Source organism: Streptomyces lydicus (assembly GCF_001729485.1).
Taxonomy (GTDB): Bacteria; Actinomycetota; Actinomycetes; order Streptomycetales; family Streptomycetaceae; genus Streptomyces; species Streptomyces lydicus_D.
The window spans coordinates 6734002-6756165 of sequence record NZ_CP017157.1 but is presented as its reverse complement, the minus strand read 5'-3'; the positions used below and the strand labels follow the sequence as shown (position 1 = coordinate 6756165).

General features: G+C 71.6%; 18 protein-coding genes and 1 tRNA gene. 15 read left to right on the top strand and 4 right to left on the bottom strand.

Annotated features, from left to right (window positions below; all coding sequences use genetic code 11):
• Nucleotides 1–85: 85 nt before the first annotated feature.
• Both SL103_RS29195 and SL103_RS29190 read right to left on the bottom strand, forming a co-directional pair.
• A complete protein-coding gene (locus SL103_RS29195; RefSeq protein ID WP_069571974.1) occupies nucleotides 86–1555 on the bottom strand; it encodes a penicillin-binding transpeptidase domain-containing protein in 1470 nt (489 codons plus the stop codon).
• Complete coding sequence (locus SL103_RS29190; RefSeq protein WP_244304074.1) at nucleotides 1552–2979, bottom strand: FtsW/RodA/SpoVE family cell cycle protein; 1428 nt, start codon at nucleotides 2977–2979, stop codon at nucleotides 1552–1554. Before SL103_RS29190 ends, SL103_RS29195 begins: the two co-directional genes overlap by 4 nt.
• Before the next feature lie 631 nt (nucleotides 2980–3610).
• Here SL103_RS29190 and SL103_RS29185 point away from each other — a divergent pair.
• Nucleotides 3611–4906, top strand: coding sequence for a cytochrome P450 (locus SL103_RS29185; RefSeq protein WP_208869981.1), 1296 nt, complete (start codon nucleotides 3611–3613; stop codon nucleotides 4904–4906).
• A gap of 69 nt (nucleotides 4907–4975) precedes the next feature.
• Here SL103_RS29185 and SL103_RS38085 read toward each other — a convergent pair whose 3' ends face one another.
• A complete protein-coding gene (locus tag SL103_RS38085) occupies nucleotides 4976–5158 on the bottom strand; it encodes a hypothetical protein (protein WP_164492908.1) in 183 nt (60 codons plus the stop codon).
• Between the two features lie 440 nt (nucleotides 5159–5598).
• Nucleotides 5599–5670, bottom strand: a tRNA-Arg gene (locus SL103_RS29180).
• Between the two features lie 221 nt (nucleotides 5671–5891).
• Here SL103_RS29180 and SL103_RS29175 point away from each other — a divergent pair.
• From SL103_RS29175 to glyA, 14 genes are all read left to right on the top strand, one after another.
• Nucleotides 5892–6395, top strand: a complete 504-nt coding sequence (locus SL103_RS29175) for a response regulator (protein WP_069571973.1) — start codon at nucleotides 5892–5894, stop codon at nucleotides 6393–6395.
• A gap of 94 nt (nucleotides 6396–6489) precedes the next feature.
• Nucleotides 6490–7521: an ArgS-related anticodon-binding protein NrtL gene (gene nrtL, locus SL103_RS29170; protein WP_069571972.1), complete on the top strand. Its 1032-nt coding sequence runs from the start codon at nucleotides 6490–6492 to the stop codon at nucleotides 7519–7521.
• Between the two features lie 25 nt (nucleotides 7522–7546).
• The gene (lysA, locus tag SL103_RS29165) at nucleotides 7547–8965 is read left to right on the top strand and encodes a diaminopimelate decarboxylase (RefSeq protein ID WP_069571971.1); all 1419 of its coding nucleotides are present in this window, start codon (nucleotides 7547–7549) and stop codon (nucleotides 8963–8965) included.
• A 137-nt stretch (nucleotides 8966–9102) separates the two neighbouring features.
• Nucleotides 9103–10395, top strand: a complete 1293-nt coding sequence (locus SL103_RS29160; protein WP_069571970.1) for a homoserine dehydrogenase — start codon at nucleotides 9103–9105, stop codon at nucleotides 10393–10395.
• An 8-nt stretch (nucleotides 10396–10403) separates the two neighbouring features.
• On the top strand, nucleotides 10404–11489 hold the full coding sequence (gene thrC, locus SL103_RS29155) for a threonine synthase (RefSeq protein WP_069571969.1): 1086 nt from the start codon (nucleotides 10404–10406) through the stop codon (nucleotides 11487–11489).
• Nucleotides 11490–11830: 341 nt separating this feature from the next.
• The gene (gene thrB / locus SL103_RS29150; protein WP_069571968.1) at nucleotides 11831–12748 is read left to right on the top strand and encodes a homoserine kinase; all 918 of its coding nucleotides are present in this window, start codon (nucleotides 11831–11833) and stop codon (nucleotides 12746–12748) included.
• 374 nt (nucleotides 12749–13122) lie between these two features.
• Nucleotides 13123–15159, top strand: coding sequence for a transcription termination factor Rho (gene rho, locus SL103_RS29145; protein WP_069571967.1), 2037 nt, complete (start codon nucleotides 13123–13125; stop codon nucleotides 15157–15159).
• Between the two features lie 391 nt (nucleotides 15160–15550).
• Nucleotides 15551–16672, top strand: a complete 1122-nt coding sequence (locus SL103_RS29140) for an LCP family protein (protein WP_069571966.1) — start codon at nucleotides 15551–15553, stop codon at nucleotides 16670–16672.
• Nucleotides 16673–16824: 152 nt separating this feature from the next.
• Nucleotides 16825–17046, top strand: a complete 222-nt coding sequence (gene rpmE, locus SL103_RS29135) for a 50S ribosomal protein L31 (RefSeq protein ID WP_069571965.1) — start codon at nucleotides 16825–16827, stop codon at nucleotides 17044–17046.
• A 153-nt stretch (nucleotides 17047–17199) separates the two neighbouring features.
• Nucleotides 17200–18279, top strand: coding sequence for a peptide chain release factor 1 (gene prfA, locus SL103_RS29130; protein WP_069571964.1), 1080 nt, complete (start codon nucleotides 17200–17202; stop codon nucleotides 18277–18279).
• Nucleotides 18280–18378: 99 nt separating this feature from the next.
• Nucleotides 18379–19224, top strand: a complete 846-nt coding sequence (gene prmC, locus SL103_RS29125; protein WP_069571963.1) for a peptide chain release factor N(5)-glutamine methyltransferase — start codon at nucleotides 18379–18381, stop codon at nucleotides 19222–19224.
• A gap of 70 nt (nucleotides 19225–19294) precedes the next feature.
• A complete protein-coding gene (locus tag SL103_RS29120) occupies nucleotides 19295–19942 on the top strand; it encodes an L-threonylcarbamoyladenylate synthase (RefSeq protein ID WP_069571962.1) in 648 nt (215 codons plus the stop codon).
• Nucleotides 19942–20625: a protein-tyrosine-phosphatase gene (locus SL103_RS29115; protein WP_208869979.1), complete on the top strand. Its 684-nt coding sequence runs from the start codon at nucleotides 19942–19944 to the stop codon at nucleotides 20623–20625. The genes SL103_RS29120 and SL103_RS29115 overlap by 1 nt, the downstream gene beginning before the upstream one ends.
• A gap of 106 nt (nucleotides 20626–20731) precedes the next feature.
• Nucleotides 20732–22132, top strand: coding sequence for a serine hydroxymethyltransferase (gene glyA / locus SL103_RS29110; protein WP_079146036.1), 1401 nt, complete (start codon nucleotides 20732–20734; stop codon nucleotides 22130–22132).
• Nucleotides 22133–22164 lie beyond the last annotated feature (32 nt).

Here is a 22164-nt window from a genome sequence, read left to right as displayed (position 1 = left end):
CATTGTGACCCGCCGCGCCGCCCTCAGGCGCCCCGTACCGGCGGCCGGCCTGCCCCACCGCTGCCCGCGCCGGCCACCACCCCCGCTACCGCCCCGGCCCGCGCCGCAACGCCGCCGCCATCACCGCCCGGGCGATCGGCGCCGCGTCGCCGCCGCCGCTGATGTCCGCGCGGTCGGCCGCCGCGTCCTCGACGACCACGGCCACCGCGACCGCGGGCTCGTAGCCGTCCTTCTCCCGCGCCCAGGAGATGAACCAGGCATACGGCATGCCCTCGTTGCGCACCCCGTGCTGGGCGGTGCCCGTCTTGCCGCCGACCGTCACCCCCTTGAGGGCGGCGCGCCGGCCGCTGCCGTGCTCGACGACGTCGGTCATCAGCTCCTGGAGCTGCTGCGCGGTGGCCGGCCCGACCACCTGGCGGGCGGGCCGGTGCGGGCCGGCGGCCACCATGACGCCCCCGGCATCGGTCACCTTGTCGACGAGGTACGGCGGGGCCAGCTGCCCCCCGTTGGCGACCACCGCCGCCACCATCGCCATCTGGAGCGGGGTGGCGGCGGTGTCGTACTGCCCGATGGCGGACAGGGCGAGCTGCGCGCGGTCCATCCGGGTGTCGAAGGTGCTGGGCGCCACCGGGGACGGGATGCGCAGCCGGTCGTCGTCGAAGCCGAACCTGCGGGCCGTGGCGGCCATGGTGCGCAGCCCCAGCTCGGTCCCCAGGCGCGCGAAGACGGTGTTGCACGAGGCCCGGAAGGCATAGCGGAGCGGGGCGTCCTCGCAGTCCTTGGCCGCGTTGCCGAGCCGGGTGGCGGTACCGGGCAGGGTGTACGGGTCGGGCGCGTCCGTAGGGGCGTCGATGTCGGTGATCCGGCCGCTCTCCAGCGCGGCCGCCGCGGTGACGACCTTGAACGTGGAGCCGGGCGGATAGGTTTCCTGCAGCGCCCGGTTGAGCATCGGCCGGCGCGCGGCACCGTTCAGCCCGCGCCACGCCTCGTCCACCGCCGCGCCGTTGCCGGACAGCACGCCCGGCTCGTACGACGGCGAGCTGACCAGCGCCAGGATCCGCCCGGTGCGCGGCTCGACCGCGGCCACCGCGCCCTTCTTGCCGCCCAGTCCCGCGAACGCGGCGCGCTGCATCCGGGCGTTGATCGTGGTGTGGACGTCGCCGCCCCGGCGGTGGGTGCGGGTCAGCCGGTCCCACCAGGGGAAGGCGGTCAGCCGGTCGTCCGCGCCGGAGAGGATGCCGTCCTCGGCCCGCTCCAGCAGCGAGGTGCCGTAGGTCTGCGAGGAGAACCCGGTGACCGGGGCGTACAGCGGGCCGTCGGTGTAGGTGCGTTCGTAGCGCAGCCGCCCGCCGCTGTCCCGCGACCCGGTGACCGGCCTGCCGTCCACCAGCACGGCGCCCCGCGGCTTCGCGTAACGGGCGATCGCCACCCGCCGGTCGGCCGGGTTCGCGCCGTAGCGCTCCGCCTCGACGACCTGCACCCGGGCGGCGTTGACCAGCAGGGCGACCAGCAGCAGGAAGGAGAACGCGGCGGTGTGCCGGATGCACCGGATCACCGCCCCGCCCCCTGGGCGGGGGCGGTCGGCGGGGGTGCCGGGCGCCGCCGGTGTGCCGGGGCGGGCGTCGCCGGCCGCGGGCTCCGCGCCCGGTCGCTGAGCCGCACCAGCAGCGCGATGATGATCCAGTTCGTGACGACGGACGAGCCGCCCTGCGCGAGGAACGGCATCGCCATCCCCGTCAGCGGGATCAGCCCCATCACCCCGCCCGCGATCACGAAGACCTGGAGCGCGGGAAGCACCGCCAGCCCGACGCCCAGCAGGCTGCCGAACGGGTCGTCCAGCCCGAGCGCGGCCCGGTAGCCGCGGGCCACCAGCAGCGCGTAGAGCAGGAACAGCGCGGTGAGCCCGGCCAGTCCCAGCTCCTCGCCGAAGGTCGCCAGGATGAAGTCGGACTTCATGGCGAAGCCGATCAGGGCCGAGTGGCCCTGGCCGAGCCCGGTGCCGAGCATCCCGCCCGCGGCGAAGGCGAAGAGCGACTGGGCCAGCTGCCCCGGCCCCCTGCCCTCCGCGATGCCGGCGAACGGGTGCTGCCAGTCCTCGACCCGGCCGTGCACATGCGGCTCCAGCGTGCCGACGGCCGCGGCCCCGACGACCGCCAGCAACAGCCCGACCGCGATCCAGCCGGTCCGCCCGGTCGCCACGTACAGCAGCACGACGAAGACCCCGAAGAACAGCAGCGAGGTGCCCAGGTCGCGCTCCAGGACGAGGACGGCCACGCTGATCAGCCAGATCGCGACGATCGGCCCCAGCACCCGGCCGGCCGGCAGCTGCAGCCCCACCACCCGGCGGCCGACGTGCGCCAGCGCGGTGTGGTTGGCGGCGAGATAGGCCGCGAAGAAGACGGTGATCAGCACCTTGGCGAACTCGCCCGGCTGGATGGAGAATCCGGCGGCCCGGACCCAGATCTTCGCCCCGTTGACGGCGGGAAAGAGGATCGGAGCCGCCATCAGGAGCAGCGCGAGCGCGGCGCACACATACGCGTACCGCTGCAGCACGCGGTGGTCGCCCAGCAGCAGGACCACCGCGATGAAGAGCATGACGCCGACCGTCGACCACATCAGCTGGGTGGGCGCCGCGTGGTCGCCGGGCGTCTCCAGGTCGAGCCGGAAGATCAGCACCAGCCCGAGGCCGTTGAGGAGCACGGCGGTGGGCAGCAGGAGCGGATCGGCGTACGGGGCGCGCAGCCGGACGGCGAGGTGGGCGAGCAGGGCGAGCCCGCCGAGCCCCGCGCCGTAGCGGACCGCGCCGCCGGGGAGGGCGTGGTGGGTGGCCAGTCCCACGACGGCGTACCCGCAGACGCTGATCAGCACGGCGCCCACGAGGAGGGCCAGTTCGACGCCGCGGCGCCGGGGCAGGAGCGGCAGGGGTGGGGGAGTGTCCGCGGGGCGCGCGGTGGCAGGCGCCCCGGCCGTTGCCGTCATGCCTGGCAACGTAGCAAGCGCCGGCCGCTATTTCCGTTATGTCTGATACGGCGTTCGGACGGCATCGCCCCGGTGGCGCCGACCGGCCCGCACCCGCACCCCCTCTCCCTCCGCCCTCCCCTTCACCGACTCCCGTTCGCTTCCGTTCACTTCTGTTCGCCCCGTACGGAAGTGACGGCTTGCCCGTACGGAAGTGACGGCCGGTTCGGCGGGGAATGCGGGCGCACGAACATGATCACCGATCCGGTGGAACCATCGGCGGCCCGCTGTACTCCGTGAAGGCAAGGGGCCGCGGCGGGAAGTGCGCGAACGGGGTGACCGGCGGGGTGGTGACTAAGGGAAGAATCAGGGGCGCCCCGGGGGGTGTCCAGGGCCGTAGCGGGTTGTTCCGTGAACGCGGCCAATGGCAGTTTGTAAACTCTTCCAGACCGAATAGAAGAAGGCCGAGCTCGTCACGCTGCTGCGGACGACCGAAGACACCGGTCGATGGCGTGGACGCGTGCCATGACCACCGCGAGCGAGGGGCTATGGCGTACGTCACACCCGTGCACGCCGAGTGGAGGTCCCGTGTTGTCCCGGCAGCCCAGGGCCGCCGAGCGCGGGTGACCGTCCCCCCTCGACGAAAGGCAGTATGAGCGTCATGACGACCCTCCGTTCCCGGATCCTCGCCTGGGCCGGCCGTATGTATCTGGCGAGAACCCAGAGGAAAGGCTTCGACCTGTCTCGAATGTCTTTCTTGCCCGAGTCTGTCCTGATGCCCTTGCGGCGCGACGGCCTCAACCCGGTGGGTGAGCTGGCTTCCGTCCGGGAGCGGGAGCCCATCAGCAAGCTTCCGGTGCCGATAGCCGCCAACGTCTGGCTGGTCACCGGCTACGACGAGGTCAAGCAGGTGCTCGGAAAGGCCAATGCCTTCAGTTCCGACTTCACCAACCTCGTCGGCAAGGCCGGTGCCGGCGCCGAACAGAATCCCGGCGGCCTGGGATTCGCCGACCCGCCCGTTCACACCCGCCTCCGCCGGCTCCTCACCCCCGAATTCACCATGCGCCGCCTCGGCCGGCTCACCCCGCGCATCCACGAGATCGTCGAGGAGCGCCTCGACGCCATGGAAGAGGCGGGCCGGAACGGCGAACCGGTGGACATCGTCCACTCCTTCGCGCTGCCCATCCCCTCCCTCGTCATTTGCGAACTCCTGGGCGTCCCTTACGAGGACCGGGCCGATTTCGAGCGGCTGAGCGCGGCGCGCTTCGATCTCTTCAGCGGCGCCAACGCCTCCTTCGGAGCCATATCCGAATCGCTCTCCTATTTCCGGGACATCGTCAAGAAGCAGCGGGCGGACCCGGGCGACGGACTGCTCGGCATGATCGTCAAGGAACACGGCGACTCGGTCTCCGACGAGGAACTGGCCGGGCTGGCCGACGGCGTGCTGACCGGCGGTTTCGAGACCACCGCCAGCATGCTCGCGCTCGGCGCCCTGGTCCTCCTCCAGGACCCCAAGCACTTCGCGGCCCTCAACGACGGCGACGACGTCGTCGACCGCTACGTCGAGGAACTGCTGCGCTACCTGACCGTCGTCCAGGTCGCCTTCCCGCGCTTCGCCCGCGAGGACCTGGAGATCGGCGGGGTCCAGATCACCGCCGGGGACGTGGTGCTCTGCTCGCTCAGCGGCGCGGACCGGGACGGCAAACTGGGCCCGGAGATGGAGCAGTTCGACCCCTCCCGCAACGTCCCCTCGCACCTGGCCTTCGGCTACGGCATCCACCGCTGCGTGGGCGCCGAACTCGCCCGGATGGAACTGCGCGCCGCCTATCCCGCCCTGGTCCGCCGCTTCCCCGCCATGCGCCTGGCTGCCAAGCCGGAAGAGCTGGAATTCCGCAAGCTGTCGATCGTCTACGGCATCGAGTCACTCCCGGTCCGGCTCGACGGCTGACCCGTCCCGAACCACTCGCATCCCGCGGTGTCCTGACGAGCTGAAGGGGAAGCCGGGCATCTCTTCGACTCACGGCGGAAGATGATCAATGAAGTAATGGGATTCCCGGTCCCCCTCGTTGATGTGGATCAGGCTCATGGTGATGATTCGCCCGCCGCGCGAGGCGACTCCGGGCGGCAGTGACATGCCGTTGACCTTGAATCCCTGAGATTCCAGAAACGAATCAGGGTGCCCCGAGGATCGCTTTCCCATTGCCGACAAGTGTTGTCGTCGAGTTCCATTCTGACATCAAGAACTTCGTAAGTTCCCTGGCCGCTCTTTGTGATGCCACCGGTCAGCCCCGTCTCGGTATGCATGGGAACCCCTTAGGTTTTTGCCGCCCCCGGGTCGCGCGAGCAACCTTCCTCGCGCGTGCCGCCCTGCGCGGCCGACTCCGGCACGGATGCTCGGCTCTCTCCATTGTCGGCCGGGCCGCCGCAAGGGCGAGGAGCTCGGCCGGCGAAATTCAGCCGTGGCTTCCCCCGGCGAGCCGCTGAGGTGTGCCGTCCGGCCGTTCGCCGTCCCGGCCGGTGCGCAAGAACGACACCGGTGCGCGACAACGACGAAGGGCCGGACTCAGTAGAACTGAGTCCGGCCCTTCATCTCTGGCACTCACGCGGATCAGCGGTGTGATCACGCTGATCTCTGCGAAGTGCCCCCGGCAGGATTCGAACCTGCGCACACGGCTCCGGAGGCCGTTGCTCTATCCCCTGAGCTACGGGGGCGCTGCCGCTGTTTGTTGCGGCGACGGGTAGAACCCTACCAGCTCTGATGGGGTGTTCATGAACAGGTTTCGGGCGAGGCGGGGGAGGGCGGCAGGGGGCGTCCTAGCGCATGGGGAGCGGGTGGTGGTCGGGGTCGGGGAAAGGTCCCCCGCACGGGGGCGGAAGTGGGTAAAACCGGGACGGCGCCGCGGGGGCGCGCCTAGTCTCATGGTGTGCCTGGCTTGTCCGGTCGGATCCTGGTTGTCGATGACAACAAGGTGATCCGGCAGTTGATCAGGGTCAACCTCGAGCTGGAGGGCTTCGAGGTCGTGACCGCGGCTGATGGTGCCGAGTGTCTGGACGTCGTGCACCACGTGAGACCGGACGTCGTGACCCTGGACGTCGTGATGCCGCGGCTGAACGGTCTGCACACCGCGGCGCGGCTGCGCTCCGACCCGCGGACGTGGGACATCCCGATCGCCATCGTCAGCGCGTGCACCCAGGGCGAGGTGGACAACGGCGCGACGGTGGGCGTGGACGCGTTCCTTGCCAAGCCGTTCGAGCCGACCGAGCTGGTGCGGACCGTGGGGAAGCTGGTGCGTGAGGGCCGGCAGCGGGGGCGCGGGCCCGAGGGTGGGGCGCAGGAGAAGGACGGCGGCGGCGAGGACGGGGAGAGCGACCGGGCCGGCGCGGGAATGGTCGACGCGGGAGGGGACGCGGGGCCGGTGGCCCGGCCCGGGGGATGAGCACCGCTGCGCGCCCCCGTCGGCCGGTCGCCGGGGTGTCCATAAAGCGAAACCGGGTCGCGTGGATGCCCCTGTCCTCCCATACGCTTGTCCCGTGACCCCCGCCGAGCTCTCCCGTACCGTCCTGCGCTCCGTGCGCGGTGCCGTCGAGGAGCGAGAGCTCTCCGTGCCCGTGCCGGCGCGGATCGTGGTGCAGCCGCCGCCGCGGCCCGGGTGCGGGGACTACGCCTCCAACGTCGCGTTGCAGCTCGCCAAGCCCGCCGGCCGGCCCGCCCGGGAGGTCGCCGAGATTCTGCGCAAGCGGCTGGCGGGGACCGCCGGGATCGACCGTGTGGAGATCGCCGGGCCGGGTTTTCTGAACTTCACGCTGGGCGACGGGGCGCTGGTCGCGCTCGTACGGGACGTGCTGGCGCAGGGGGCGGCGTACGGGGACCGGAGCGCGGCGGACTGGCCGGCCACCGGCCGCGCCTCCGCCGGGCGGCCCGGTACGGGTGCCCGCGCGGCCGTGGTCGGCGAGGCGCTGGAGCGGATCGGGGCGGCGGCCGGGCGGACCGGCCGGGCCGGCGGACCCCCCGCGCTCGTCCCCGTCCCCGACGACCTCGCCACCCTCACCGCCCGGCTCGGTACCGACGAGACCCGGTGGATCCTGCTGCGGCCCGCCGCCCACGATCCGGTCCGGGTGCCCGAGCGGCCCGTGCAGCGGGAGGGCAACCCGCGGTTCCGGGTGCAGTACGCCCATGCGCGGACCCGGGCGCTGGTGCGCAACGCGGGCGATCTCGGGTTCACGGGCGAGCCCGGGGACGTCGGGGCGCCGGCGGCCGCCGGGAGCGGTGCGGAGTTCCGGCCCGCGCCCGCCTCGGCGCACGCACTGCACACCCTTCTCGCCACCCATCCCTCCGTCGTCGAGGCCGCCGCGCGGTTGCGGGCACCGGACCGCCTGGTGCGGCACCTGGAGGCGACCGCGGACGCGTTCTTCCGGTGGCACGACGACTGTCCGCCGCTGCCCGTCGGGGAGCAGAAACCCTTGGCCGTGCACCGCGCCCGGCTGGCCCTCGCCGAGGCCACCGGAACGGTGCTCGCCAACGGCCTGCGTCTGCTCGGCATCTCCGCTCCCGAACACCTCTGATGATTTTGAGGGGATCTCCACTGCCATGAGTCGTTCCGCGCACCCCGCCGGGCCCCGGCATGCCGACGTGCTGCCCGAGGGGCACTACGCCGGGCCGCCCGCCGACCTCAACACCCTTGACCCGCGCGTCTGGTCCCGTACGGTCCGGCGCAACGCCGACGGCGTGGTCACCGTCGGAGGGCTGGACGTCACCTCGCTCGCCGAGGAGTTCGGCACCCCGGCCTACTTCCTGGACGAGGACGACTTCCGGACCCGCTGCCGGTCCTGGAAGGACGCCTTCGGACCGGACGCCGACGTCTTCTACGCCGGCAAGGCGTTCCTGTCCCGGGCCGTCGTGCGCTGGCTGCACGAGGAGGGACTGAATCTCGACGTCTGCTCCGGCGGCGAGCTGGCGACCGCGCTGGACGCCGGCATGCCCGCCGAGCGGATCGCGCTGCACGGCAACAACAAGAGCACCGAGGAGATCACCCGGGCCGTCGAGGCCGGGGTGGGCCGCATCGTGCTCGACTCCTTCCAGGAGATCGTGCGGGTCGCCCACATCGCGGAGAAGCTCGGCAAGCGGCAGCGCGTGCAGATCCGGGTGACGGTCGGTGTGGAGGCGCACACGCACGAGTTCATCGCGACCGCGCACGAGGACCAGAAGTTCGGCATCGCGCTCGCCGGGGGCACCTCCCAGTCGGAGGTCGGGGGCGGGCCGGCGGCCGAGGCCGTGCGCCGCGCCCTGAAGCTGGACGGCCTGGAACTCATCGGCATCCACAGCCACATCGGCTCGCAGATCTTCGACATGGCCGGTTTCGAGGTGTCCGCCCGGCGCGTGGTGCAGCTGCTGACCCACGTACGCGACGAGCACGGCATCGAGCTGCCCGAGATCGACCTCGGCGGCGGCCTCGGCATCGCGTACACCTCGGACGACGACCCGCGCGAGCCGCACGAGATCGCCAAGGCGCTGAACGAGATCGTCAGCAAGGAGTGCGCCGCCGCCGGGCTGCGCGTGCCGCGGCTGTCGGTCGAGCCGGGCCGGGCGATCGTCGGCCCCACCGCCTTCACGCTCTACGAGGTGGGCACGGTCAAGGAGCTGGAGGGGCTGCGGACGTACGTGTCCGTGGACGGCGGGATGTCGGACAACATCCGCACCGCGCTCTACGACGCGGAGTACAGCGTGGCCCTGGCGTCGCGGACGTCCGACGCCGAGCCGATGCTCTCGCGGGTGGTCGGCAAGCACTGCGAGAGCGGCGACATCGTCGTCCGCGACGCCTTCCTGCCGTCCGACGTGGCGCCGGGGGACCTGCTCGCGGTGCCGGCCACCGGGGCGTACTGCCGGGCCATGGCGAACAACTACAACCACGCGCTGCGACCGCCGGTCGTGACCGTCAAGGACGGCGAGGCCAGGGTGATCGTCCGGCGTGAGACGGAGGAAGATCTCCTGCGGTTGGATGTCGGGTAGGGCCGGATCGCCGGGCCCCGGCACCGGATGAAATAAATGTCTCGGCATCCGGACGACGGACGGAATCTGCCGTCCGGTGCGTGAGACTGGTGCATGAGCAAGCTGAGAATCGCTGATCAATGAGAAGCAGAGGTCGAATGATGCGTACGCGTCCGCTGAAGGTGGCGCTCCTGGGCTGTGGTGTTGTCGGCTCAGAGGTGGCGCGCATCATGACGACGCACGCGGACGACCTCGCCGCCCGGATCGGCGCGCCCGTCGAGCTCGCCGGGATCGCCGTACGCCGCCCCGACAGGGTGCGCGACGGCGTCCCGGCCGAGCTGGTCACCACCGATGCGACCGCGCTGGTCAAACGCGGTGACATCGACGTCGTGATCGAGGTCATCGGCGGCATCGAGCCGGCCCGTACGCTCATCACCACCGCCTTCGAGCACGGCGCGAGCGTGGTCTCCGCCAACAAGGCGCTGGTCGCGGCCGACGGCGCGGCGCTGCACGCGGCGGCCGAGGCCAACGGCGCGGACCTCTACTACGAGGCGGCCGTCGCGGGCGCGATCCCGCTGGTGCGGCCGCTGCGCGAGTCGCTGGCCGGCGACAAGGTCAACCGGGTCCTCGGCATCGTGAACGGGACCACCAACTTCATCCTCGACAAGATGGATTCGACCGGCGCCGGCTACAGCGAGGCGCTCGACGAGGCGACCGCCCTCGGGTACGCGGAGGCCGATCCGACCGCCGACGTCGAGGGGTTCGACGCCGCCGCCAAGGCCGCGATCCTGGCCGGTATCGCCTTCCACACCCGGGTCACCATCGACGACGTGTACCGCGAGGGCCTGACGGAGGTCACCGCCGCCGACATGGCCTCCGCCCGGCGGATGGGCTGCACCGTCAAGCTGCTGGCCATCTGCGAGCGGGCCGCGGACGGTGCCTCGGTCACCGCGCGGGTGCACCCCGCGATGATCCCGCTGACGCATCCGCTCGCCTCCGTCCGCGAGGCGTACAACGCGGTCTTCATCGAGGCCGACGCGGCCGGCCAGCTCATGTTCTACGGGCCGGGCGCGGGCGGCTCGCCGACCGCCTCCGCGGTCCTCGGCGACCTCGTCGCGGTGTGCCGCAACAAGCTCGCCGGTGCCACCGGGCCGGGGGAGTCGGCGTACACCGCGTTGCCCGTCAGCCCCATGGGCGAGGTCGTCACGCGGTACCACATCAGTCTCGACGTGGCCGACAAGCCCGGCGTACTTGCGCAGGTCGCGACGGTCTTCGCCGAACACGGCGTATCGATCGATACGGTCCGTCAGCAGGGCAAGGACGGAGAGGCGGACCTCGTCGTGGTCACCCACCGGGCGACCGACGCGGCCCTCACGTCGACCGTCGGGGCACTGCGCGAGCTGGACACCGTCCGCGGTGTCGCCAGCATCATGCGGGTCGAAGGGGAGTAAAGGAACCCATGTCTGCGAATTCCACCGTGACCACCACGAGCCGTCAGTGGCGCGGAATCATCGAGGAATACCGTGACCGGCTGCCGGTCAGCGACACGACCGAGGTCGTCACCCTCCGGGAGGGCGGCACTCCCCTCGTCCCGGCCCAGGTGCTCTCCGAGCGCACCGGCTGTGAGGTGCATCTCAAGGTCGAGGGCGCCAACCCCACCGGGTCCTTCAAGGACCGCGGGATGACGATGGCCATCACGCGCGCCAAGGAGGAGGGCGCCAAGGCCGTCATCTGCGCCTCCACCGGCAACACCTCCGCCTCGGCCGCCGCCTACGCGGTCCGGGCCGGCATGGTCTGCGCGGTGCTCGTCCCGCAGGGCAAGATCGCGCTCGGCAAGATGGGCCAGGCGCTGGTCCACGGCGCGAAGATCCTGCAGATCGACGGGAATTTCGACGACTGCCTGACGCTGGCCCGCGGCCTGTCCGACAACTACCCGGTCGCACTTGTGAACTCCGTCAATCCGGTGCGTATCGAGGGCCAGAAGACCGCCGCCTTCGAAATCGTCGACATGCTCGACGACGCGCCGGACATCCACGTGCTGCCCGTCGGCAACGCCGGCAACATCACCGCGTACTGGAAGGGCTACCAGGAGTACGCGGCGGACGGCATCGCCACCCGCACCCCCCGCATGTGGGGCTTCCAGGCGTCCGGCAGCGCCCCGCTGGTGCGCGGCGAGGTCGTCAAGGACCCGCACACCATCGCCACCGCGATCCGCATCGGCAACCCCGCCTCGTGGTCGCACGCGGAGCGCGCCCGGGACGAGTCCGGCGGCTTCATCGACGCCGTGACCGACCGTCAAATCCTCGCCGCCTACCGGCTGTTGGCCGCGCAGGAGGGCGTCTTTGTGGAGCCCGCCTCGGCCGCTTCGGTGGCCGGTCTGCTCAAGGCCGCCGAGGAGGGCAAGGTCGACCCGGGCCAGCGCATCGTCTGCACGGTCACCGGCAACGGCCTCAAGGACCCGGACTGGGCGGTGGCCGGTGCGCCGCAGCCGGTGACGGTCCCGATCGACGCGGACGCCGCGGCCGAGCGCCTCGGCCTCGCCTAGCCCGTCCGGCCGTACGCGCTGACCTGCGCGTACGGCCCCCGGTGACGGGGCCGGCCGGGCCCCGCCACCGCCCGCACAGCAAAGAGTGCAAAGGCTGCAAAGCCCGGCGAAGGCGGTATCGAGGCACAGGATGGCGCGCGACACGCATCGTGCGCCTCCTGTGCGCCCTATGTCGCGACAGAACCTTCCTTCGATAGGCTGGCAGCCAACTCCCCTCCCCACCGCACAACGCAGTGGTGCGCAGGGCCGTCAGAACAGCCGCCGGCAAGCCGGCCGGGCACTCCGGTGCCGCGGCGCTCCGGGGCAGTACCGCAGCATCAATCAAGGAGAGTCATCGAGCGATGGCCGGTCCCGCGTTCCGCGCCGCCGCCGTCCGGGTGCGCACCCCCGCAACCAGCGCCAATCTCGGTCCCGGCTTCGATGCCCTGGGTCTTTCCCTGGGCCTGTACGACGATGTCGTGGTGCGCGTCGCCGACTCCGGGCTGCACATCGACATCGCAGGTGAGGGCGCCGACACCCTGCCGCGCGACGAGAGCCACCTGCTCGTACGGTCGATGCGCACCGCCTTCGACCTGCTCGGCGGCCAGCCGCGTGGCCTGGAAATCGTCTGCGCCAACCGCATCCCGCACGGCCGCGGGCTGGGCTCCTCCTCGGCCGCCATCTGCGCGGGCATCGTCGCGGCCCGCGCCGTGACGATAGGCGGCGAGCAGAAGCTCGACGACGACGCGCTGCTGGAGCTGGCCACCGAGATCGAGGGTCACCCCGACAACGTCGCCGCCTGTCTGCTCGGCGGCTTCACGCTCGCCTGGATGGACACCGGATCCGCCCGCGCGATCCGGATGGATCCTGCTGATTCCATCGTTCCGGTGGTCTTCGTGCCCGGAAAGCCGGTGCTCACCGAGACCGCCCGCGGACTGCTGCCGCGCACCGTCCCGCATGTGGACGCCGCGGCCAACGCCGGCCGCGCCGCACTGCTCGTCGAGGCCCTGACCAGGCGCCCCGAGCTGCTGCTCGCCGCGACCGAGGACCGACTCCACCAGGAATACCGCGCCCCCGCGATGCCGGAGAGCGTGGCCCTGGTGAACCGACTGCGTGCGGACGGCGTCCCCGCGGTCGTGTCCGGTGCGGGCCCCACGGTGCTCGCACTGGTCGAGAACGCGGCGGCCGAGAAGGTCGCGGCGCTGGCGGGAGAGGGGTGGGCGGCCAACCGGCTGACCCTCGACGCGGCAGGCGCCTGTGTCCTGCCGCTCGCCGGGTGATCACGCGGGTGATCGACGATTGCCGGTCTTTGAGAGGGGGAATGTTTGTTGGATCCGGTAGTGTTAACCTCAAGTGAGTACGAGACGCCGCAGTGGCGCTGTGCTTCGTGTCCCCATTCGGGACCACCTTTCTTCCGGGAGCCTCCCAAACTGCTTGGAGCAATTGCCTGAGCGGAAGCGAGCATGCTCCGGAATCGGCGTGACGACTTGAGTCACTCTGCATCTCTTCACGCCGTAGTCATGAATTGATTTCTCCGCCACTTCCGGCGGGACCACCGCCCCGGCCCGGTCCGCACGACACAGGGACCCAGCCGGACAGCACAACCGGTCGCCGAGCCAGACAGGCCGACGCCCGCTCCAGGGAAGGACCCTTCGTGAGCGACACCACCGATCTGATGGGCGCGCGCACCGACGGCAGTGCCACCACGCCCGCCACGGACGCTCCCGCCGCTCCTGCAACGACGCGGCGCCGCCGTTCCGGCACCGGCCTTGACGGCATGGTCCTGGCAGAGCTGCAGCAGGTCGCCTCCGGCCTCGGTATCAAGGGCACCGCGCGGATGCGCAAGAGCCAGCTGATCGAGGTCATCAAGGAGCGGCAGGCCGGAGGCTCGGGCACCGCCGCCAAGACCGACGCGTCCACCGAGACCAAGCCCAAGCGCCGCACGACCTCCAAGGCCCGCACCGGCGAGGACGCCGCCGAGCCCACCGCCAAGGCGGAGAAGGCCGAGCGCGCCAAGGCGGGCAAGGCCACGGACCAGTCCGGCGCCCAGCAGCAGATCGACATCCCCGGCCAGCCCGTCAGCGACGAGCAGCCGGCCGGCGAGCGCCGTCGGCGCCGGGCCACCGCCGCCGCGGGCAGCCCCGACACCGCCGGTGACCTCAAGACCGACACCAAGGTCGAGGCGAAGACCGAGGTCAAGGCCGAGGCCAAGACCGACACCGCGGTCTCCCCGCAGGAGACCGGCGAGGGCCGGCCGGGCAAGGCCGGCGAGCGCCAGGACCGCGGCGACCGCCAGGACCGCGGGCAGAAGGGCGACCGCGGAGACCGCGGCGACCGCCGCCAGCGCGACCGCGGCGACCGCCGCAAGGGTGACGCCGGCGACGGCGGCCAGGGTGGTCAGGGCGGCCAGCGCCAGGGCCGGGACCGCCGCGATGACGACGACGACTTCGAGGGCGGCCGGCGCGGCCGTCGCGGCCGCTACCGCGACCGCCGGGGCCGTCGCGGGGGCCGCGAGGACTTCGGCAACGAGCCGCAGGTCTCCGAGGACGACGTGCTGATCCCCGTCGCGGGCATCCTCGACATCCTCGACAACTACGCGTTCATCCGGACCTCCGGCTACCTGCCCGGTCCGAACGACGTCTACGTCTCGCTCGCCCAGGTCCGCAAGAACGGCCTGCGCAAGGGCGACCACGTCACCGGTGCGGTCCGCCAGCCCAAGGACGGCGAGCGGCGCGAGAAGTTCAACGCGCTGGTCCGCCTCGACACGGTCAACAGCGTGGCGCCCGAACAGGGCCGCGGACGGCCGGAGTTCGGGAAGCTGACGCCCCTCTACCCGCAGGAGCGACTGCGCCTGGAGGGTGAGTCGGGCGGCCTGACGACCCGGATCATCGACCTGGTCGCGCCGATCGGCAAGGGCCAGCGCGGTCTGATCGTGGCCCCGCCGAAGACCGGCAAGACCATGATCATGCAGGCGGTCGCCAACGCGATCACCCGCAACAACCCCGAGTGCCACCTGATGGTCGTCCTCGTCGACGAGCGTCCCGAAGAGGTCACCGACATGCAGCGGTCGGTCAAGGGCGAGGTCATCTCCTCGACCTTCGACCGCCCGGCCGAGGACCACACCACCGTCGCCGAGCTGGCCATCGAGCGCGCCAAGCGCCTGGTGGAACTGGGCCACGACGTGGTCGTCCTGCTGGACTCGATCACCCGTCTGGGCCGTGCGTACAACCTCGCCGCCCCGGCGTCGGGCCGCATCCTGTCCGGTGGTGTCGACTCCACGGCGCTCTACCCGCCGAAGAAGTTCTTCGGTGCGGCGCGCAACATCGAGGACGGCGGCTCGCTGACCATCCTGGCCACCGCGCTGGTCGAGACCGGCTCGCGGATGGACGAGGTGATCTTCGAGGAGTTCAAGGGCACCGGCAACATGGAGCTCAAGCTCGACCGGAAGCTCGCCGACAAGCGCATCTTCCCCGCGGTGGACGTGGACGCGTCCGGTACCCGTAAGGAAGAGATCCTGATGGGCAGCGACGAGCTGGCCATCGTCTGGAAGCTGCGCCGGGTGCTGCACGCCCTGGACCAGCAGCAGGCCATCGAGCTGCTGCTGGACAAGATGAAGCAGACGAAGTCCAACGCGGAGTTCCTGCTGCAGATCCAGAAGACGACGCCGACCGCGGGCAACGGCAACGACTGACGCCCCGCAACGCGCTCCGCACGGCCCCCCTCGCCCCCACGGGTGAGGGGGGCCGTGTGCTGGGTGCCCCGTACGGTGCGTCCGCCGCCGGTGATCTGTGAGCCACGCCGCCTTCGGAGGGGCTCCGAACTGCACTTTCTGAGACGTTCCGCACAGATCCGTCCCTGACGCAACGTTTCGGCCATGGCTGGTTTCAGGGCGAAAGTCCAGGTGAGGAGGGAGGAGGCCGCGCGCCGTCGGCAACTGTCCCGCGGGATTTCTAAGAAATCGCTCATCACTCGCTGTGCAACCCTTCCCGTCAGCCTCCCGTCTGACAAGGAGCAACGAGCCGTGACAGCACGCACCACGGTGGCGGCGAGGGGTAGCCGAGCGAGCGAGGACTGAGGAGCAGATGGCGGACAGCAACGGGACCGCGACGGCCGAAAGCGGGACCCGCGGCATACGTGCCACGGGCCGCCGGCGCAGGGCGCCGAGCCGGCGCCGCAGGGCCCTGACGATCAGCCTGTGCGCGCTGACCAGCGCCGTACTGCTCGGTGGTGCCGGGCTCGGATACGTCTACTTCAAACTCAACGGCAATCTGAAGGGCGTCGACATCAACGCCGCCCTCGGCCACGACCGGCCGCAGAACGTCGACAACGGATCGATGGACATCCTCGTCATGGGGTCGGACTCGCGCGCCGGCAAGAACGGCGAGTACGGCAAGGACGAGGGCGGGGCGCGTTCCGACACCGCGATGGTCGTGCACGTCTTCAAGGGCCACAAGAAGGCCAGCGTCGTGAGCATCCCGCGCGACACCCTGATCAAGCGGCCCGACTGCACCAAGGACGGCCGGAACGTGCCCGGCGCGCAGCGGACGATGTTCAACACCGCCTTCGAGGTCGGCGGGCCGGCCTGCGCCGTCAAGACGGTCGAGTCGATCAGCGGCATCCGTATGGACCACTTCATCGAGGTCGACTTCTCCGGCTTCAAGAAGCTCATCGACGCGCTCGGCGGGGTGGACATCACCACCAGCAAGGCGATCGACGACAACAAGAGCCATCTGCACCTCCAGCCGGGCAAGCACACCCTCGACGGCGAGCAGTCCCTCGGCCTGGTGCGGACCCGGCACGGCGTCCCCGGCGGCGACGGCAGCGACCTCGGCCGCATCCAGCTGCAGCAGACGTTCCTCAAGGCCCTGATGAACCAGGTCAAGAACGTCGGGGTGCTCACCAACCCCACCAAGCTCTACGACGTCGCCGACACCGCCACCAAGGCCATCACCACCGACACCGACCTCAACTCGGTCAGCGAACTGACCGGGCTGGCCAAGAGCCTCGGCTCCATCGGGTCGAACAACATCGACATGGTGACGCTGCCGGTCGCCTACGACACCGCCAACCCCGACCGGGTGGTGCCGCTGACCAAGCACGGCAAGCAGGTCTGGGACGCGCTGCGCAACGACCGGGACATCCCCAAGTCCGCGCTCAAGGGCTCGGCCGGTGACACCGGCGGCACCAGCCGCTACGTGAAGTAGCCGGACCGGGGCGTGCCGCGGGCGGGAATACCTGCGCGGGTACCCCGGTTTTGGGAGATACGGCTAGTCCTGGCAGACTGGACCGTCGGCCCCGGTTCACGTGACGCAACCCGCGACACGACCCGGTGCACTCCCGAACCTAGGAGAATCCCTTGAAGCGCGACATCCACCCGGAGTACGTCGAGACCCAGGTCAGCTGCACCTGTGGCGCGTCGTTCACCACCCGTAGCACCGTTGCCGGCGGCAACATCCGCGCCGACGTGTGCTCCGAGTGCCACCCGTTCTACACGGGCAAGCAGAAGATCATGGACACGGGCGGCCGCGTGGCCCGCTTCGAGGCCCGCTTCGGCAAGGCCGCCGCTGCCAAGAAGTAGCGACTCACAAGGCGCCGGTTCCCGGTCGCCCCTGCCCAGGGGTGACCGGACCGGCGTCTTTGTTTGCGTCGTCCCAGGTCTCCCGTCGCCCGGCGGGAGGTCCGGGGGGCACCCCCGGACAGCACTGTCAGCCAGCCAGCAGAGGAACCCACGATGTTCGAGGCGGTCGAGGAACTGATCGGCGAGCACGCCGATCTCGAGAAGCGGCTGGCCGACCCCGCGGTCCACGCCGACCAGCGCGAGGCCATGCGGCTCAACAAGCGCTACGCCGAGCTGACCCCGATCATCACGACGTACCGCGACTGGAAGCAGACCGGCGACGACATCGAGACCGCGCGCGAATTCGCCGCGGACGACCCGGACTTCGCCGACGAGGCCAAGGAGCTCGACGTCCGCCGCGAGGAGCTCACCGAGAAGCTGCGGCTGCTGCTCGTCCCGCGCGACCCCAGCGACGACAAGGACGTCATCCTCGAGGTCAAGGCCGGTGAGGGCGGCGAGGAGTCCGCGCTGTTCGCCGGCGACCTGCTGCGGATGTACCTGCGCTACGCCGAGCGGGTCGGCTGGAAGACCGAGATCCTCGACGCCAACGAGTCCGACCTCGGCGGCTACAAGGACGTCCAGGTCGCCGTGAAGACCAAGGGCGGGGGCGGCGCCACCGAGCCCGGCCAGGGCGTCTGGGCGCGGCTGAAGTACGAGGGCGGGGTGCACCGCGTCCAGCGCGTGCCCGCCACCGAGTCGCAGGGCCGCATCCACACCTCCGCGGCCGGTGTGCTGGTCACCCCCGAGGCCGAGGAGGTCGAGGTCGAGATCATCGCCAACGACCTGCGGATCGACGTCTACCGCTCGTCGGGTCCCGGCGGCCAGTCCGTCAACACCACCGACTCCGCGGTGCGCATCACCCACCTGCCGACCGGCATCGTCGTCTCCTGCCAGAACGAGAAGAGCCAGCTCCAGAACAAGGAGCAGGCGATGCGTATCCTGCGCTCCCGGCTGCTGGCCGCCGCCCAGGAGGAGGCCGAGCGCGAGGCGTCCGACGCCCGCCGCAGCCAGGTCCGCACCGTCGACCGCTCCGAGCGCATCCGTACGTACAACTTCCCGGAAAACCGGATCTCGGACCACCGGGTCGGCTTCAAGGCGTACAACTTGGACCAGGTGCTCGACGGCGAGCTGGACCCGGTCATCCAGGCGTGCGTAGACGCCGACTCGGCAGCCAAGCTCGCCGCCGCCCAGTAAGCCCGCAAGACCCGTACGTACCGGCTGGAGACCGCGCATCCCCCAGGGGACGCGCCGGACCCCGGCCGGGGAAGACGCAGCGCACCAGGAGGAAGGCCCGTGAACCTGCTGCTCGCCGAGGTGGCCCAGGCCACCCAGCGGCTGGCCGACGCCGGCGTGCCCTCACCCCGCTTCGACGCCGAGGAGCTCGCCGCGCACGTGCACGGCGTCAAGCGGAGCCAGCTGCACACGGTCCCCGACGCGGACTTCGACGCCCGCTACTGGGAGGCCATCGCCCGCCGTGAGGCCCGCGAACCGCTCCAGCACATCACCGGCCGGGCGTTCTTCCGCTACCTCGAACTCCACGTCGGCCCGGGGGTGTTCGTGCCCCGCCCGGAGACCGAGTCGGTGGTCGGCTGGGCGATAGACGCCGTACGGGCCATGGACGTCGTCGAGCCGCTGATCGTCGACCTGTGCACCGGCTCCGGGGCGATCGCGCTGGCGCTGGCGCAGGAGGTGCCGCGCTCGCGGGTGCACGCCGTGGAGCTGTCCGAGGAGGCCCTGGACTACGCCCGCAAGAACGTCGAGGGGTCCCGCGTCGTTCTCCATCACGGCGACGCGCTGACCGCGCTTCCCGAACTGGACGGGCAGGTGGACCTGGTCGTCTCCAACCCGCCGTACATCCCGCTGACCGAGTGGGAGTACGTCGCCCCCGAGGCCCGCGACCACGACCCGGAGCTGGCGCTGTTCTCGGGCCAGGACGGCCTGGACACCATCCGTGGCATCGAGCGGACCGCACACCGCCTGCTGCGGCCCGGTGGCGTGGTCGTCATCGAGCACGCCGACACCCAGGGCGGACAGGTGCCGTGGATCTTCACCGAGGAGCGGGGCTGGGCCGACGCGGCCGACCACCCCGACCTGAACAACAGGCCCCGTTTCGCCACCGCGCGCCGGGCGACGCCATGACGCGTCCTGCCCTGACGCCTGATGCATCCGATGCATCCGATGTATTCGTTCCGCACGAGGAGGTCCCGTAATGGCACGGCGATACGACTGCAGCGACGCGACCGACCGCGCCACCGGTCTGCGCGAGGCCGCCTCGGCCGTCCGCCGCGGTGAGCTGGTCGTGCTGCCGACCGACACCGTCTACGGCATCGGCGCGGACGCCTTCAGCGCCGAGGCCGTCGGCGACCTGCTGGAGGCCAAGGGCCGCGGCCGGGGCATGCCCTCCCCGGTCCTCGTCGGATCCCCCAACACCCTGCACGGCCTGGTCACCGACTTCTCCGAGCAGGCGTGGGAACTGGTCGACGCCTTCTGGCCCGGCGCGCTCACCCTCGTCGCCAAGCACCAGCCGTCGCTGACCTGGGACCTCGGCGAGACCCGCGGCACGGTCGCGGTGCGGATGCCGCTGCACCCCGTCGCGATCGAGCTGCTCACCGAGTTCGGCCCGATGGCCGTCTCCAGCGCCAACCTGACCGGCCACCCCTCCCCGCAGGACTGCGACGCGGCCCAGGAGATGCTGGGCGACTCGGTCTCCGTCTACCTCGACGGCGGCCCGACGCCCGCCGCCGTGCCGTCGTCGATCGTCGACGTCACCGGAAAGATCCCCGTGCTGCTGCGCGAGGGCGCGCTCAGCGCGGCGGAGCTGCGCAAGGTGGTACCCGAGCTCGAGGTGGCCAATTGATGGCGCCCCTGGGGCGTGGCATAGCGGGACCCGGCGACGACAACCCCCTTCCCCCCGCACCCCCTGCACCGCTGTTCCGGATCCTGCACGTCAGCACCGGCAACGTCTGCCGCTCGCCGATCACCGAGCGGCTGCACCGCCATGCCCTGGCACTGCGACTCGGCGGGGAGCACAGCGGGGGCCTGGTCGTGGAGAGCGCCGGCACCTGGGGCCATGAGGGCGCCCCGATGGAGGCGCACGCCGCGACCGTGCTCACGGACTACGGCGCCGACCCGGCCGGCTTCCTCGGCCGGGAACTGCTCGACGAGCACGTCATCCGCGCCGACCTGGTGCTCACCGCCACCCGCGACCACCGCGCCCAGGTCATCTCCATGGGCCACTCCGCGGGGCTGCGCACCTTCACCCTCAAGGAGTTCAACCGGCTGGTACGGGCCATAGACCCGGCCACGCTGCCCGACCCCGACCCGGCGCGGCCGGACGGCGGGCTGGTCGAGCGGGCCCGGGCGCTGGTGGGCGCCGCCGCGGCGCTGCGCGGCTGGCTGCTGGCGCCCAACCCGGAGTCCGACGAGGTCTACGACCCCTACGGAGCCCCCATCACCTTCTTCCGCTCCATCGGCGACGAGATCAACCAGGCGCTGGACCCGGTCGTCACCGCCCTGACGGGGGTCCCGGCGCGGGCGTAGCGGGCCCCGGCGCGACCGCGGGCCCCGGGCGGACCGGCACACCGCGCCCGATCGCCCTGGCGCGCCTACATTGGGACTACGTCCCGTACGAGGCCCGGAGCCAGCGATGCCCGCCACCACCGCATCACCCCGCAGCGAGTCCTCGACCAGCGGTGTTCCGGCCGCCGAGGCCGCCCCCGCCACCGCCGCCCCCGTAGCCGACGCCGACCGGTCGCCGGAGGAGCGGGCCCGGGCCGCCGCCCGGGAGGGCGTCACCCGCCCCGCGGGCGCGCCGGACTTCGCCGCGCTGCTGCGCCAGGACCCCGAGATCGCCGGCGTACTGCTCGGTGAGAGCGCCCGTCAGAGCGACGGACTCCAGCTGATCGCCGCGGAGAACTTCACCTCACCGGCCGTGCTGGCCGCGCTCGGCTCCCCGCTGGGCAACAAATACGCCGAGGGCTATCCCGGCGCCCGGCACCACGGCGGCTGCGAGATCGTCGACCTCGCCGAGCGGATCGCGGTGGAGCGCGCCAAGGCCCTTTTCGGCGCCGAACACGCCAACGTCCAGTCCCACTCCGGGTCTTCGGCCGTGCTGGCCGCCTACGCCGCCCTGCTGCGCCCCGGAGACACCGTTCTGGCCATGTCGCTGCCCCACGGCGGGCACCTCACCCACGGCTCGCCCGCCAACTTCTCCGGCCGCTGGTTCGACTTCGCCGGCTACGGCGTCGACGAGGAGACCGGGCTGCTGGACTACGACGCGATCCGCGAGCTGGCCCGCGCCCGCCGCCCCAAGGCGATCGTCTGCGGCTCGATCTCCTACCCCCGCCACATCGACTACGCCGCCTTCCGCGACATCGCCGACGAGACCGGCGCGTACCTGATCGCGGACGTCGCGCACCCGCTGGGGCTGATCGCCGGGGGAGCGGCGCCCAGCCCCGTCCCGTACGCCCATGTGGTGTGCGGCACCACCCACAAGGTGCTGCGCGGGCCGCGCGGCGGGCTGATCCTGTGCGGCGAGCGGCTCGCCGAGCGGATCGACCGTGCCGTGTTCCCGTTCACCCAGGGAGGTGCGCAGATGAACGCGGTCGCCGCCAAGGCCGTCGCCTTCGCGGAGGCCGCCACGCCCGCCTTCGCCGGGTACGCCCACCAGGTCGTCGCCAACGCCCGGGCGCTCGCCGAGGCGCTCGCCGGGCAGGGCCTGACGATCACCACCGGCGGCACCGACACCCACCTGATCACCGCCGACCCCGCCCCCCTCGGCATGGACGCGCGCACCGCGCGGGGCCGGCTGGCGGCCGCCGGGATCGTGCTGGACACCTGCGCGCTGCCCTGCGAGGACGAGCCCGCCGCCCGCCGGACCGGAATCCGGCTGGGCACCGCCGCGGTGACGACGCAGGGGATGGGCGAGGACGAGATGGCCGCGATCGCCGGACTGATGGCGGCGGCGCTGCGGGAGGAGGGCGCGGCGGCCCGCGCCGCGACGGTCACTTTGGTCCACGCTTTTCCGCCATATCCGGACCAGGGGTGAGGGCGGGAACCGCCCGCCGACGCGAGGCGTCT